Raw genomic sequence first — 13,920 nt, 5'->3', positions numbered from 1 at the left:
CTCTTTCAGCGCGTTTAGGTGATGATCCTGGTTTTCGTTGCCCCACCGTCATTGATTAGTTTTCCGCTGCTTTTCTTATTTCCATCTGGGCATCTTCGTAAAAATGACTGCGGAGGGCACCTTTTAGCACCTTCCGATTCACCATCTGGTTTCAAACGGGGAAGATGACGAAATACCGTTGAAATCCGTGCCATGATGGGCTCGTGACGCCGGCTGCATGACGCGCGAGGCCTCGGGCCCCAAAGCCTTCGGGGCGGTTCGCGCCAGGCAGCGGCGGGCGAGACGGATTCAAGCGAGCAAGGAGGCTCCCATGGACAAGTACATCTGCGACGTGTGCGGCTACATCTACGACCCGGCAGTAGGCGACCCCGACGGCGGCATCGAGCCCGGCACGGCCTTCGAGGACATTCCCGAAGACTGGGTGTGCCCCGTGTGCGGCGTCGGCAAGGACGACTTCTCCCTGTACGAGGAGTAAACGCCCCGCCGCTCGCGGATTCGCGGGCACCCCGTGCAGGAGGGGCCGTGGTACCATATTCCCGCTAACTGAATAGGGTACTGCAAACGACACATGTAGCGCTCGGCGCGTAAATCTGATCACGGCACAGGAGAAATCCCTGCCGTGGCGTATTTGCCGCCGAGCGCTTTTCTCTTGCCGCGACACTGCCGCCGCCGGCGCTGCGGAAAGAGAGGACACGCATGGCAGCAGATACCGCTACCCGCCCGTCGAGCGAGACAGGGGCCTGGGACGCCCCGAGCGCCAACGTTGCCGGCGGCGCCGGCTCCCGCAAGCCGGCGGCCATCTTGGCCGTGGCCGCCTTCGCCGCCTTCTTGGCCACCTTCAACGAGACCTTCCTGAACGTGGGCTTCGCGCCCATCATGGCCGATCTGGCCGTGGACGTGTCCACGGTGCAGTGGCTGGCCACCGCCTACATGCTCGGCGCGGCGGTGATGGTGCCCGTCTCGGCCTTCGCCTACCGATCCTTCCCCACTCGCCCCTTGTTCTGCGCCACGGCCGCGCTGCTCGTCGTAGGCTCGATCATCGGCGGTGCCGCACCGAACTTCGCCGTGCTGCTCGTGGGGCGCATTGTGCAGGCGCTCGGCACGGGCATGCTCATTCCCATCGGCATGAACATCACCCTGGAGATCGCACCCCGCGAGAAGCTGGGCACCTATATGGGCATCATGGGCGCCATGACCACGCTCGGCCCCTCGTCGTCGGTGATTCTGGCCGGCCTCATCCTGGCCGTGGCTGACTGGCATATGCTGCTGTGGGTGTTCGCCGCCCTCTCGGCGCTCTGCCTGCTTTCCGGCGCCGTCATCCTGCGCGACATCGCGCATCTCACCCACCCGCGTCTCGACGCCGCCTCGGTGGCCCTCATCGGCATTGCGCTCATCGGCATCCTCTACGGCGTGTCCACCGTGTTCAGCGGCAGCGTGCCGGTGGCCTGCGTAGCCGCCGTGGTGGGCATCGTGGCCCTCGTGCTGTTCGTGCGGCGCCAGGGGACGCTGGCCGAGCCGCTCATCGACCTGCGGCCGCTGTCTATCCCGCCCTTCACCGTGGGCGTCATCGTGAACATGCTCTCGTTGCTCACCATCTTCGCCATGAACATCATCGTGCCCACCTTCATGCAGTCGGTGCTGGGCACTGAGCCTTTGGTGGCCTCGCTCACCCTGTTCCCGGCCATTCTGTGCTCGTGCGCCGTGTCACCCCTGGCCGGCCGCATTTACGACAAGCAGGGCCCGGGCGTCATCCTGCCCGCTGGCTTCGCGTGCATCGCCGTGTTCTCCATTCTCACCGGCGCCTTCATCGCCACGGCCTCGCCGGTGGTGCTCGCCGTCATCTACATCCCGGTCATCTGCGGCTCGGCGCTCGTCATCGGGCCGGTGCAGAGCTTCGCGCTCTCGAAGCTGCCCTTCGAGCTGAACCCCCACGGCGTGACCATCATGTCCACGGGCTTCCAGATTGCCGGCTGCATCGGCTCGTCGGTGTTCACCGGCGTGTACGCCGCCGTAAGCGCCGGGGCCGTGGCCGGCGGTGCCGCCTTTGGCGATGCCTGCGCCCAGGCCATGCTCGTGACGGGCATTCTCGTGGGCGTCGTGGGCCTCATCGGCCTGGCGCTCGCCTTCTGGATTCGCTCCGTGGCCCGCAAGCCCGCTATCGCCGCGACTGCTGCGACGCCCGAGGCCGCCGGGGCCGCGGCCGCGCTGGAAGAGCCCACGGTGGCCGGCATCATGAAGACCGACGTGTACACCCTGCCCGAGACCGCCCTTGTCGGCGAGGCCCTGGAGCTCTTCTGCGCCAAGGGCATCTCGGGAGCGCCGGTGGTCGACGACAAGGGCCGCGTGACCGGCTTCATCTCCGATGGCGACGTGATGGCCGCCGTGGCCGATCAGGTGCCGGCCTTCAAGAGCGCCTGGTCGTTCATCGTCGAGCGCGAGAACGCCGACTTCGACCGCACCATGCGCGAGACCATGGCCGCACCGGTCGGCAGCATCGCCACCCGCAACGTCATCTGCGTGAACGTGAACGACGACATGGGCGCGGTGGCCCGCGTGCTGGCCGAGCATCGTCTGAAGAAGGCCCCCGTGCTCGACGGCGAGCGCATGGTGGGTATCATCAACCGCTCCAACATCACCGGCTACGCCGTGCGCCACTACCTGAACGAGGAACGCGCCTAACGCGGGCCCCGCAGCCGCCAGCGCCGCCGCGCGGCCCATCCAGCGCCGCGGCGGCGACCTTAAGGCTCCCGTCACGCAGAAAGGCGACCCCGAGGGGTCGCCTTTCTGGTTAAGGGCAACGGGAACGCGGGTGCCCTTGGCGCGGGTGCCTCGTCTAGCGCAGCACGATGAGCCGCTCGACGGAGCCGTCCTCCACCTCGGCAGCATAGAGCTGGGCGTGCCAGCCGCGGGTGAGGGCCCCGTGGAACTCGAAGGCGTAATCGGGCTGGAGCAGTTTCAGGGCCGGAGCGGCGCCGGCCCCCTCCGCAGCTGCGGGCTCGGGAGTCTCGTCCGTAGGGGCCTCCACGTCCACGGACGCCTCGGCCGCAGGGGCTTCTGCGCCCTCGGGCGCCGCGGACCCCTCAGGCTCTGCGGGCAGATCGGCCAGCTCTCGGATCGCCGTCGCAAGAGCGCCCGCCGTCGGCGCGGGCGTCACGTCGTCGGGCAGCGCCATGATCTCGGGCGTGCGGCCGATCTGCACGCACTCGTGACGGCCGCTGGCGAAGGGCTCGTAGTACTGGGCCGCATAGCAGGACAGATCGGACGGGTCCACGAAGGAACCGTGCTTCAAACGATACATGCCCCGCCGCACCCAGGCGCCGGGATGAGCAGCCTCGTCCTTGTGGCTGTACCACGCCACCGGCGTCTCGGGCGCAACCGCGTCGAGGAAGGCCGCGAATGCGGCGGCGTCCTCGGTTTCAATCGATTCAACCTTGCGGAAATCAGCGGTCGGATTCTCGGTATACTGCATGAAAATCACACCTCCAGGATTTGACGGAAAACGGGTGCGGGGACGGACGATCGAAGGGGTGTTTCAATGCCGCCCCCGCATATCAGGGCCGCGTTACGGGCACGGGCCTCGCGGATAGGTACGGTTAAGGGAGCTCGGAGATAAGCTCCTCCTCGAAATCGAGCTCTTCGGCCATCGCGGGCTGAGGGCGGCCCGCTCCCGGGTGCTTCGCCTGCCCCTTCGCGTCCGCAGTCGCCGGGACGCCGACACCCGCGCGCTTGCGGAAGGAGATGGCTCCTACCGGGCACGCCTCGGCGCACTGCCCGCAGCGGGTGCACTCCGGAATGGAAGCCGCGTGGGGGTCGAGCGCCTCGGGGCATGCCTTCACGCACGCCCGGCAGTCGACGCCCTGCCCGCGCAGGCACCTGCTTGCGGCCACGCGCGGCCGCAGCAGCGCGGCCTTGGCGCCCACCAGGCTCATAAGCGCGCCGATGGGGCAGATCTTGTGGCACCACTTGCGGAAGAAGACCACCTCCACCAGCAGAATGGCGGCGAAGATGAGCAGCGACACCGTGGGATCCTGCTCGAACAGGGCACGGTAGACGCCCACGACGACCGCGATGGAGAGGCCCACCGGGCAGATGAGGCAGAACACGGGGAACCCGAAAAGAGCGCTGGAGAGCAGCGCGCCGACGAGCACGCCGTGGCGCGAGTCTATCTGCAGCCCGTCGCGCTTGCCGCCCACCGGCGGCAGCCCGCAGGACGAGCACGAGGCGCAGGAATGGCCGGCCTGCGAGCCGCAAGCAGCCGAGAGCGAAGCCGTCTCCTCGGCGGAAAGCGGCCGCACTGCCGAAGCCTCCGCATCGGCGGCCTCGACGCACGATGCCCCTGCCGACCTTGCAGCCGACGCTCCCTCGGCCTCGCGGTCGGCATCCCCAGCCTTCCCCTTGTCGGCATTCGGCCGGAAGAAGTGGCGCAGAGGGGGCACGGGGCACACCCAGGCGCAGAACGCCCGCCCGAGCAGCGCCACCACCGCGAGCACGCACACCAGGGAGATAACGCCGCGCAGCACCGGGGAATGGCCGGCGATGAGCGTCTCCAGGGCACCCAAGGGGCACAGGTACGCGATGGCGCCCACGCCCAGCGAGGAGAGCGTGCCCCAGCCGTTGCCGAGGATGAGCCCCGCCACGATGGAGAGGAACACCACCAAAAGCACGATGGTGCGCACCCGGCTGATCTTGCCCGCGGCCTTCTTCGCCGCCCGCTCCTTCTCGGACGCGGCCGGCACCTGCCGGGAGGAATCGTTCTCGGCCATGCTACACCCCCATCGAGCGCACTTCGATGGCCCGATCGAACGAGCCGTCGAACGCACGATTGACATTCACGTTGCACGCCATGACGCACTCGCCGCAGCCGTTGCACGCCCCCTCGTCGATGACGGGATGCCCCGCCTCGTCGAAGGAGAGCGCCTCGAACTGGCAGGAGTTCTGGCACACCACGCAGGTGCGCCCGCTGTAGGCGATGCACTTTCCGGTATCCACCACGGCCACGCCGATCTTGTCGACGGCCGGGTCGAAGGCCCGAAGCGCGCCCGTGGGGCAGGCCTCGATGCACTTGTCGCAAAAATCGCAGTACCCCCGGTGGAAGTTCAGCTTGGGGGTGCGGGCCTCCAGGAAGCCCTCGGTCACCGACACCGGCTCCACGCAATGCTGCGGGCAGACCGAGCGGCAGCGGTCGCACTTCACGCACAGTGCCCGCAGACGCTCCTCGTCCTGGCCGCCCGGCGGTCGCAGAAGCTCGCCGTCGCTCGCATAGGCCCGGGTGACGCCGCCAAGCGCTACGAGCCCCGCCGCGCAGCAAGCCCCCACTACGAACTCGCGCCTTGTCTGATGTGCCTCCACTTGTCCTCGCCTCAATCTCTCGTCTCGAAGCCAGCGCGCACGGCCCTAAGCGGCCACCGCCGCATCCATATCGGCCAGAATCTCGTGATCGGCCTCCACGAACCCGCGGGTCATCTGCGACACGCCGCGGTAGAACGACGTGCGGCAGCAGCCCTCGATGGCGTCGCACAGACGGCCGATCCAGCTGTAGATGTGCTTCTCGAAAAACTCGCGCTGCACCTCGTAGATGCGCCGGGCCTCGGACGCGTCGCCCGCGGCGACCGCCTCGTTGAAGCGCACGCACAAATTGGCCATGAACTCGAACACGAAGGCCAGGTGATCGTCGGGAATACGCAGGTTGGCATTGGGCTCCAAGTGCTCGTTCAGCATATAGCGGTACACGTCGTCGCGCGCCTCCTGCATGATGAGCCCGTCGCGCGAGGTGAACACGCTCTCGTAAGGGCACGCGCGGCTCTCGCCTTTGGTCGTGCCCGCGCCCAGGAAGGTGTGGGCGTAATCCACCGCCAGATCCTCGCGGGTGCCCGAGTTGATGCGCCGCACGGCGCGCTTGATGTTCCTCGCGCCCTCGGCCATGGTCTCGCTCATCTCCTCGAAGCCGTCCAGATCGGCATCGTGGAGAAAGCGGATCTGGTCTTCGGTCAGCTCCTTGAAGTACAGCGACGAGAACAGGCGGTACACGCCCTCGCGCATCTCCATGAGCGCGCGCACCTCGTCGGCGCCGAGGATCTCGGCCTCCGTTGGCTCCAAAGCCGCATCCATCGTCTTCTGTTCCACAACGATCACCCCTATCGTTTCAAAGGTGCCTCTAGCGCCGAATGCGCCAAAGGCGATGGCTCGCTTGTCCATCCCGATGCCAGAAGAGGGGAACGGGCGCCTCCCGCGCAAACAGAGGGGGAGGGAGGGCCGGAAGGAGGACAGGCCCAGGTTCAGGGCAAAAGCAAGGAACGACAGGCGCCCAGCTTCTGGCATGGGGATACACAGCGATTGTCAAGGAGCCTCCTGCGCCGTGCGGAGCACGGGAGGAAGCGGGGAAGGGTGCCGGCCGCCCCGGAGAGCGGCCGGCTTTCTACCCTAGAAGTTCTGGCCGAAGAAGCCGAACGCGGTGGTGTGCAGGGTCCACATGAGGACGCGGAACAGGCACGCACCGATGGTGGCACCGGCGAAGGCCACCCAGCCGTAGGCCTCCTTGGGGGCCTTCAAGCCGATGACGCCGCACACGATGGGCACGACCCCGGCGAACACCAGGGAGCCCACGGCGACCATGAGGGACTCGCCGGCGAAGGCGTCCACGGCACCGGCATAGGCCAGGGCGCCGATGAGGCCGAGCGCACCGCAGATGAGGGTCGCCATGGCCATGAACTTGCCCGACTCCTCGGTCTTGCAGGCGAGCGCCCAGTACAGGCCCGCGCCCATGGGCAGGGCCGTCAGCAGGTAGCCCAGCGGCAAAAGCTCGGTCGACCACGTGCTGACCGCCTCCATGATGTAGGAGTGGCCGGCCATGAACGACAGGGCGATGCCGAAGATGATGCCGAGCACCGCGAAGGCCTTCACGCCCGCCTGGGCCTCGCGCTTCAGGCAGATGAGGTACACCGCCACGCACACGACCAAGCAGCCGATGAGCACCGCCTCCACGAAGATGCCGGAGGTGGGGCGCGAAAGCGCGTTCATGATGCGCTCCACATGCTCGAGGTGGAACACCGAGCACAGGCCGCCCACGATGGCGAGGATGCCCGCCACGAGGCCCGGCACAAAGCCGCTTACCTCGGACTTCTTCGTGAACTCGTTGATGCCGACGAACACGAACAGGCAGCCGCCCATGGAGCTAAAGAGGGTAAACAGAACCAGAGGCCATTGAATATCCATACGTCTTGCTCCTTAGTCGTAGTTCGTGATGTCATGCCAGTCGTCGGCGTTCTCGCGCCAGGTGCAGTACTTGTCCGACAGGAGGTACACCGTACTGGGATCGTTGCCCATGTCGGCCAGCTTGTGGGCGGCCTCGGGCTTGGCGGCGATGGCCTTCGAGGCATCCGACTCGGGATCGTCCAGGTCACCGTAGAAGCGGCACTGGACCGAGCACACCTTCACGCAGTGGGGCAGCTCGCCGGCGGAGGTGAGGTGCTGGCACATGGTGCACTTCTCCACCACGCGCTCCTCCTCGTTCCAGGCGCGCACGCCGTAGGGGCAGGCCATCATGCAGTACTTGCAGCCGATGCACTTCTCCTTGTCCACGAGCACGATGTCGGTCTCGGGGTCGCGGTAGGAGGCGCCGGTGGGGCACACGTGCACGCAGGGAGCGTTCTTGCACTGCTGGCAGTGGGTGGGCAGGTAGTACTGCTGCAGGTTGGGGTACTCGCCGTAGGGGCCGCACAGAAGCAGGCGGTTCCAGCGCTCGCCCAGCGGGATGCTGTTCTCGTTCTTGCAGGCGATCTCGCAACCCTTGCAGCCGGTGCAGTGGTCTACGTCGACCACGATTGCGTAACGTGTCATGCTACATAGCCTCCTTCAGTGTTATCGCAGGGCTGGGGCATCCAGGGCTCGAAGTCCTTGGCGTCGTACCACACGCCCTCGGGGCGGGTCGATTTCTCGACCTGAACGTTGATCGAACGCAGGTTGTAGGTACCCATAACCGGGTTGTGCGGGGCCGCGCGGCGGGACAGCACGTTGTAGTTGCAGACCGTCCACGACTTGCGGGCATCCTGGCCCTCTTCCAAGAACTCGGGGTTCCAGAAGCGCTCCATGTAGCAGCAGCCGGGGTTGATGCCCTCGGTCACGAAGGCCTTGGCGCGGATGCCGTCGGCGATGACCTCGTTCTCCTCGCAGCGCTTGGAGGTGACCTTCACCCAGTCGCCCTGCTCGATGCCGCGCTCGGCAGCCGCCTCGGGGCTGATCCAGATCTCGGGGACCGGGTAGGTCTCGCGCAGATACGGGATGTTGCGCAGCGTGGAGTGGTGGAAGTAGGGCAGACGTCCGTTGGAGCAGATGAGCGGGTACTTCTCGCGGATGTCGTCCTCGCGGAAGTCGGCGGGCTCCACGTAGAACGGCACGGTGGAGTAGTCCTCGGTCGCGGGCGGCAGCTCGCCGGCCGGGTCGTCGCCGTGACGGCAGATGTACAGCAGACGATCCATGTACATCTGGTTCTTGCGCGGGTTGTCCTCGATGTCCTCGGCCCAGGTGGTGTAGTCGAGGCCCTTGTAGCCCATGCCCTGGTAGATGCCCTCGTCGTCCACGATGAGGTGCTGGTTGAGGGCCTTGTCGTAGCCCGCCCAGAACTCCTCGGCAGTGGAGTTGCGCCAGCCGTTGACGGCCTTGGTCTCTTCCCAGGTCATGCCCTTGATGGCGATGTCGGCCAGGTACTGGTCGCGCTCGCGGATGGTGTAGTACTCCTTGTCGACGTAGTACACGTTGTTGGCATAGGGGTCGTCGTACTTGTCGGCCAGCTGCTTGAAGATGGTGCCGTAGATGAGGCGGTCGTCCACGTGCTCATAGGTCAGCGCGCAGGCCACGATGAAGCCGTTGCAGTCGCCGTGGGCGCCCGGCGCGTAGTCCATCTCGAGCCACTCGGTGGCCGGCAGGATGAGGTCGGCGGCCTCGAAGGTGAACGAGGTGGGGTACATGTAGGTGTGGCTGATGAAGTCGAGCTTCGGGAAGGCCTTAATCCAGGAAGAGGAGTCGGCCAGGGTGACCATCTTGTTGCCGGAGCGCTCGTACCACACGCGGGGCTGGTAGGGCTCGCCGGTCATGATGGCGTCGTACACCGCCGGGATCTGGGAGTGCTTCCAGTCGCCCAGGCCCTTGTGCTCGATGTAGCCCAAGCGCTCGACCACGGCGGGCAGCTCGATGTAGGGGCCGCGCGGGTTGCCGTCGTCGTCCACGTTCGGATTGAAGTAGCCGCGGCCGTCGTAGGACATGGAGTAGGTGAAGCGCCCGCGCTCGCGGCCGGTCTCGTACTCGCCCTTGAAGCGGCCGCCCGAGGCGTTGGCGCCGGGCTGCTGGGTGGTGCCCTTCAGCTGGTTGATCAGCGTGGTGCACATGGCGGCCTCGGCCGACTGGATGTTCTGGTCGTGGGACACGCCGTTGCCCACGCCGCCGAACTTCGTGGACTCGGCGATCCACTGCGCGGCGGTCTCGAGCAGGCTCGCGTCGACCCAGCAGATCTCCGCGGCCTTCTCCAGGGTCATGTCGGCCACCGACTCCATGAGCAGCTGACCGGCCGTCTTGCAGGTGCGCACCTGGCCGTCGGCGTAGGTCACCTCCACGGTGCCGAACAGCTGCGGGTTGTAGTTGGCCTCGGTGTCCGGGCCCATGGCGAAGGCGCGCTCCACCTTGCCGGTCTTCTCGTCGAAGTACACATAGGTCTCGCCGCGGGACATGTCGAGCCCCTGCACCTGGCTCGCGCGCAGCAGCTGGCCGAGCTCTTCCTTGGCGCCGAAGGGGCAGGTGGACTTGTCGGTCACGTCCACGAGGAAGGGCAGGTTCGACCATTCCTTGAGGAACTTCTCGTCGTAGGACTTGGTCTGGAAGATGTAGTTGATCCAGTACATCATGGCCGCCACGTCTGTGCCGCCGCGGATGGGGATCCACAGATCGGCGCGAGCCGAGTCGTGGGTGAAGCGCGGGTCGACGTTGATGAACTTGCAGCCGCGGTCGCGCAGCTCGTTCCAGAAGCGGGCCGTAATGGTGGACGAGGAGGCCGCACCGCCGCCGCCCATCTGCACGAACACATCCAGATCCCAGTTCGGGTTGAAGCAGCCGATGCACTGCTGGTCGCCGATGGAGGTGAAGCCCAGCCAGCCGTCCATCTGCTTCTGGATGAAGGTACGGGGCATGGCGCACTGGGCCGCGCCGGGCTCGTACACGTTGCCGGCTCCCCAGTAGTCGCGGAAGGCGATGGAGTCGATGATGCGGGGGTTGCCGCCGCCACCGGTGGTCTCCAGAAGGCCGTTGCGGCCGTACTTGTCGCGCATGTCGGCCATGGCCTTGGCGATCATGTCGATGGCCTCGTCCCAGGAGATGCGCTCCCAGGTGTTGTCCACACCGCGCTCGCCCACGCGCTTCATGGGGTACTTGGTGCGGTTGGGGTGGTAGAGCGCCTGGATGGCCGACTGGCCCTTGGCGCACATGCCGCCCGCGGAGAAGATGTCGTCGGGGTTGCCCTCGAGCTTGATTACGCGCCCGTTCTTGATGTGGGCAATGACGCCGCAGGCACGCGGGCACGAACGGCAGAAGGTCTTCTGCTTGATGACCTCTTCCTCGGCGTAGGCCTTCTCGGTGGCGAGAAGGTTGGTCTCAACGCCGAGCCCGACGGCACTCGCGGCGCCGGCCAGGGCGGCCAGCTTCAGGAAACCGCGACGGGTTGTTTGGGCAAATGCCATGTTCCTTACTCCTTTCATTCCCTTACTCTCTCAAGTTCAATCGAAATTCAGTGTCTCGAGCACCTCCATCCCCCCTGGTGTGGTTTTCCAGCCACCTTCCCAAGTCAGGGCGCCTGCTTGGTCGAGCTTTCCGATATAGGCACTTGGCTGCATGCGCATGACACCGGTGCGGGGATCCGTCTCCAGCCCGGGGTCGTTGGCCAAGAAGGTGGTGATCTCGTCGAGCGAGCGGGGCTGCTCGCTGCAGAAGGTAAGAAGACGCTTGAAGGTGGGATGCCTCGACTCCTTCTGGGACGCGAGCATCTCGCGGGTGCGGTCGGCCGGATCGAACTGAGCGATGGCCTCGTTGCCCGCCTCAGTGGTGAGGAAGCGCCATTCCACGGCCATATCCTCGATCTCCTCCTCGGGAGCGCCCATCGCGCGCAGCTCGTCGCGCATCTCGTCGGTGATGAGCACGCCGTCGGAGTCGTACTCGCGCTCCTCGATGGCGCCGGTGCGCTCCATGAAGTACAGGTACTTCTGAGCGGAGTGATAGCCGTCGGCGAACTGCTTGTGGGCCTCTAAGAAGGCCTCGGTCTCAGCCTCGCCGCGCTCGGTCTGGCAGAAGACGAGCAAGTCGTAGAGTATTTCCTTCTGATTGTTCTTGCGCCCGAGGCACTCCACGGTGGCCGCCACGCGGGCATCGTGATCCATCTCGGCGAGCTTGGCGCGCCAGTCCAGGGGACGGGCGGCCGCGCGCATGGCCTCGTCGCGTTCGTCGGGCTTGGCCTTCGACTCCTCGTCGTGGTCGCCGGACATGTCGGCGCCGATCTGGTGGGCTACCTTGCCACCGAACTCAAGCTCGGCCGGATCGTCCAAATCCACGCCCTCGGTCATGCGGGCGATGGCGGGGAACTGCTCGGCCAGCTTCGCGCGAACTTCGTCTGCCGAAGCTGCGGCGGCCCCCTTCAACTCCTCACTCATACATTACCCCTTCAATCGATCTTGCGATGGGTGCATCTTCCCGCAAACTGTTTCCGGGGTATTCCCCTCCCGTTGGGGAATCGCAATCTGAGCGGGCGTTCCCTAGCGAATTGGGGAGGAATTGGGGAGGGTTTTGGGGAGATTTTTTCGCTCGATTCCCTCCATTGGAGGTCATTGGGGAGAAAAGAGGTGAGGGCGGCGGGGAGGTTTTTGTACTATTATGGAGTGAGCGATTTCGGGTGGGGTGTACCCGGCGCCTCCATATATATAGTGAGAGGATACCTTCGAGGGGGTACGGCAGGCTATGGCGCTTTCCGATGCAGGGGCTACCCGCAAACAACAGGTGCTGAGCATTCTCGGCATGGCCATGGTATGGCCGTCCATCCACAATCAGGTGCTCTATCCCCTGACGTTCTCCTTCCACAAAGATGGGGCTCTCTCGCCCTACGGCTTCTACTTGCTGTACTCGGTCGTCATGCTGGCGACGGTGGGAGGCCTGGTGCTCATGAACCGCAAGGGCCTCACCCAGCGGCTCTTCGCAAACGCCGGGGCCATGGCGGCCGTGGGGCTTATGGGGGCGGCCGGGTTGGGCTTGCTCGTGGCATGCGACTTCGGAAACGAGCTGGCCCGCTGGTTCATGGGGGCGGGCGTGGCCTTCGCGGCGGTGTTCGTGCCCACCTACTTCATGTTCTGGAGCGTGCAGCTGGCCTACGCGAGCCAGCGGCGGGCCGCCTTCGACCTCATCCTCTCCTACCTCGTCTTCGCCCTGGTAACCCTGGGGCGCCTCACCTTCGAGCTGCACGCCTGGCTGTTCTCCATCGCCTATCCGCTCGTGTCCATGGCGCTCGCCCTGGCAGTGCTGCGCACGCCGGCCAAGGGGAAGTTCGCCCTGGGCACCACCCCGCTCACGGGGCTTCCGCTGCACCTGCTCGTGCCGGCCATCGTGTTCGTGTACCTGGCCACCGCCACGCGCTGCCTTTTGAACCCCATCAATGCCGCCTTCGACTACCCGCCCTTCCATCGGGTGTTCATCTACGTCATCCTCGTGGCGCTGGCCGCCCTGCTTGCCGTGCTCTACCGACCCCACGGCAAGCTGAAGCGCAACGCCGACCTCCTGAGCTTCTCGCTGGTGGCCGTGTTCCTCATCGGCGCCATTCTGCTTACGGGCATCGGGCTTTTGGACGACACCCCCTTGGGGAATTTGCCCACCATCGCCGGCATCAATATCACCGAGCTGTTCATCTGGCTCGTGGTGCTCGCCAACGCCCAGATCAAGCACGCGGGCATCGTGCGGCCCGCGGCGGTGTTCCTCGTCTTCGTCGTGGGAGCGAGCCACCTGGCCAGCGTGCTCGTGCTCGGCGGCGTCAGCTGGCTGCAGTTCGACGTGTCGCAGCTGCCCCTCATCGCCATCACCGTATCGCTCGCCTTCCTCGTGGTCGCCGTAGTCATGGCCGTGCTCGCCATCATGCTCTACAACGCCCATGCCCAGGCTCCCGCCGTTCCCTTCCCCGTCATGGTGGCCTCCCAGCAGCCGGCGAGCGACCGGGGAGACTCGGATGTGACAGGAGCGAGCGGTACGGGCGCCGCCGGCCAGACCAAGGCCTCCCTCCGCACGGAAGATGCAGGCCGCGGCGTCGGGGCCAGCGAGCGGGCGGCCACCGCGCCCCGCAGCGCGGCTCCGGGCACGTCGACGACAGGAGTGCCCCTCGGCAACGAGGCGGCCATGCCACCCTGCTTCACCATGGCCGCCGACGAAGCGGCCATCACCCGCATCCAGGAGTCCTTCGGCCTCTCCAAGCGCGAGACCGACACCCTGCGCCTGGCGGCCCGCAGCAAGTCGGCCAAGGAGATCGCCGAGAGCCTGTTCGTGGCCGAGAGCACGGTGAACAGCCACATCAAGGGCATCTACCGCAAGTGCGACGTGCACTCGCGCCAGGAGCTCATCGCCCTGGTGAACCGCTTCAAGCGCGAGCAGGGCCGCTAGCACCCCCTCGCGCAGGGTGTCCTCGCGAGGGGGTGGAGAGAGGTCTCGCCCACGACCCCGTCGCACCCTCGCCATGTCCCCGTCATGTCCCTCGTCATGCCCCTGTCGCGTCCTCGTGGCGCCTCCCCAATTTCCTCCCCTCCCCTTCCGCTCGTCCTTCAAAATCCTCCGTTGAAAGTTCTCCTATTCTAACTTTTTCTTGCAGTTACCCTAACCTAACTTCGCTTTGTTCGAGCGCCACCGCTCCGCTGC

The 13,920-nt window shown here is 66.0% G+C and carries 11 protein-coding genes; 3 read left to right on the top strand and 8 right to left on the bottom strand.

Annotation, left to right across the window (positions count from 1 at the left end; translation table 11 throughout):
* The first annotated feature begins 310 nt into the window (after positions 1–310).
* Both rd and Q5064_RS00690 read left to right on the top strand, forming a co-directional pair.
* Positions 311–475: a rubredoxin gene (gene rd / locus Q5064_RS00695; protein WP_016309958.1), complete on the top strand. Its 165-nt coding sequence runs from the start codon at positions 311–313 to the stop codon at positions 473–475.
* Between the two features lie 221 nt (positions 476–696).
* Positions 697–2,679: an MFS transporter gene (locus tag Q5064_RS00690; protein WP_302961392.1), complete on the top strand. Its 1,983-nt coding sequence runs from the start codon at positions 697–699 to the stop codon at positions 2,677–2,679.
* A gap of 154 nt (positions 2,680–2,833) precedes the next feature.
* Here the strand turns inward: Q5064_RS00690 and Q5064_RS00685 are convergent, their stop codons facing one another.
* From Q5064_RS00685 to Q5064_RS00650, 8 genes are all read right to left on the bottom strand, one after another.
* Complete coding sequence (locus tag Q5064_RS00685) at positions 2,834–3,469, bottom strand: hypothetical protein (RefSeq protein WP_302961391.1); 636 nt, start codon at positions 3,467–3,469, stop codon at positions 2,834–2,836.
* Positions 3,470–3,593: 124 nt separating this feature from the next.
* Complete coding sequence (locus tag Q5064_RS00680; protein WP_302961389.1) at positions 3,594–4,763, bottom strand: 4Fe-4S binding protein; 1,170 nt, start codon at positions 4,761–4,763, stop codon at positions 3,594–3,596.
* A 1-nt stretch (position 4,764) separates the two neighbouring features.
* Positions 4,765–5,349 (bottom strand): 4Fe-4S dicluster domain-containing protein, encoded by a 585-nt coding sequence (locus Q5064_RS00675; protein WP_302961388.1) that lies wholly within the window; start codon positions 5,347–5,349, stop codon positions 4,765–4,767.
* A gap of 45 nt (positions 5,350–5,394) precedes the next feature.
* A complete protein-coding gene (locus Q5064_RS00670; protein WP_302961387.1) occupies positions 5,395–6,123 on the bottom strand; it encodes a molecular chaperone in 729 nt (242 codons plus the stop codon).
* Between the two features lie 297 nt (positions 6,124–6,420).
* Positions 6,421–7,212, bottom strand: coding sequence for a DmsC/YnfH family molybdoenzyme membrane anchor subunit (locus Q5064_RS00665; RefSeq protein ID WP_302961384.1), 792 nt, complete (start codon positions 7,210–7,212; stop codon positions 6,421–6,423).
* A 12-nt stretch (positions 7,213–7,224) separates the two neighbouring features.
* Entirely contained in the window at positions 7,225–7,836 is a 612-nt protein-coding gene (locus tag Q5064_RS00660; protein ID WP_302961382.1) for a 4Fe-4S dicluster domain-containing protein, read from the bottom strand.
* On the bottom strand, positions 7,833–10,721 hold the full coding sequence (locus Q5064_RS00655; protein WP_302961380.1) for a molybdopterin-dependent oxidoreductase: 2,889 nt from the start codon (positions 10,719–10,721) through the stop codon (positions 7,833–7,835). The genes Q5064_RS00660 and Q5064_RS00655 overlap by 4 nt, the downstream gene beginning before the upstream one ends.
* Before the next feature lie 36 nt (positions 10,722–10,757).
* Positions 10,758–11,684 (bottom strand): hypothetical protein, encoded by a 927-nt coding sequence (locus Q5064_RS00650; protein ID WP_302961378.1) that lies wholly within the window; start codon positions 11,682–11,684, stop codon positions 10,758–10,760.
* Positions 11,685–11,988: 304 nt separating this feature from the next.
* On the opposite strand from Q5064_RS00650, the gene Q5064_RS00645 reads away from it, so the two are divergent.
* The gene (locus Q5064_RS00645; protein WP_302961377.1) at positions 11,989–13,668 is read left to right on the top strand and encodes a helix-turn-helix domain-containing protein; all 1,680 of its coding nucleotides are present in this window, start codon (positions 11,989–11,991) and stop codon (positions 13,666–13,668) included.
* Positions 13,669–13,920 lie beyond the last annotated feature (252 nt).

It is taken from the genome of uncultured Adlercreutzia sp. (assembly GCF_958431955.1).
GTDB lineage: Bacteria > Actinomycetota > Coriobacteriia > Coriobacteriales > Eggerthellaceae > Adlercreutzia.
Note: the sequence above shows the minus strand (reverse complement) of the source record. Positions and strands in the feature narration are given on the sequence as shown.

Excerpts from the sequence above, each read along its gene's own strand:
- Q5064_RS00655 (WP_302961380.1), bottom strand. The coding sequence starts at position 10,721 with ATGGCATTTGCCCAAACAACCCGTCGCGGTTTCCTGAAGCTGGCCGCC.
- rd (WP_016309958.1), top strand. The coding sequence starts at position 311 with ATGGACAAGTACATCTGCGACGTGTGCGGCTACATCTACGACCCGGCA.
- Q5064_RS00680 (WP_302961389.1), bottom strand. The coding sequence starts at position 4,763 with ATGGCCGAGAACGATTCCTCCCGGCAGGTGCCGGCCGCGTCCGAGAAG.
- Q5064_RS00690 (WP_302961392.1), top strand. The coding sequence starts at position 697 with ATGGCAGCAGATACCGCTACCCGCCCGTCGAGCGAGACAGGGGCCTGG.
- Q5064_RS00645 (WP_302961377.1), top strand. The coding sequence starts at position 11,989 with ATGGCGCTTTCCGATGCAGGGGCTACCCGCAAACAACAGGTGCTGAGC.
- Q5064_RS00660 (WP_302961382.1), bottom strand. The coding sequence starts at position 7,836 with ATGACACGTTACGCAATCGTGGTCGACGTAGACCACTGCACCGGCTGC.
- Q5064_RS00665 (WP_302961384.1), bottom strand. The coding sequence starts at position 7,212 with ATGGATATTCAATGGCCTCTGGTTCTGTTTACCCTCTTTAGCTCCATG.
- Q5064_RS00685 (WP_302961391.1), bottom strand. The coding sequence starts at position 3,469 with ATGCAGTATACCGAGAATCCGACCGCTGATTTCCGCAAGGTTGAATCG.
- Q5064_RS00650 (WP_302961378.1), bottom strand. The coding sequence starts at position 11,684 with ATGAGTGAGGAGTTGAAGGGGGCCGCCGCAGCTTCGGCAGACGAAGTT.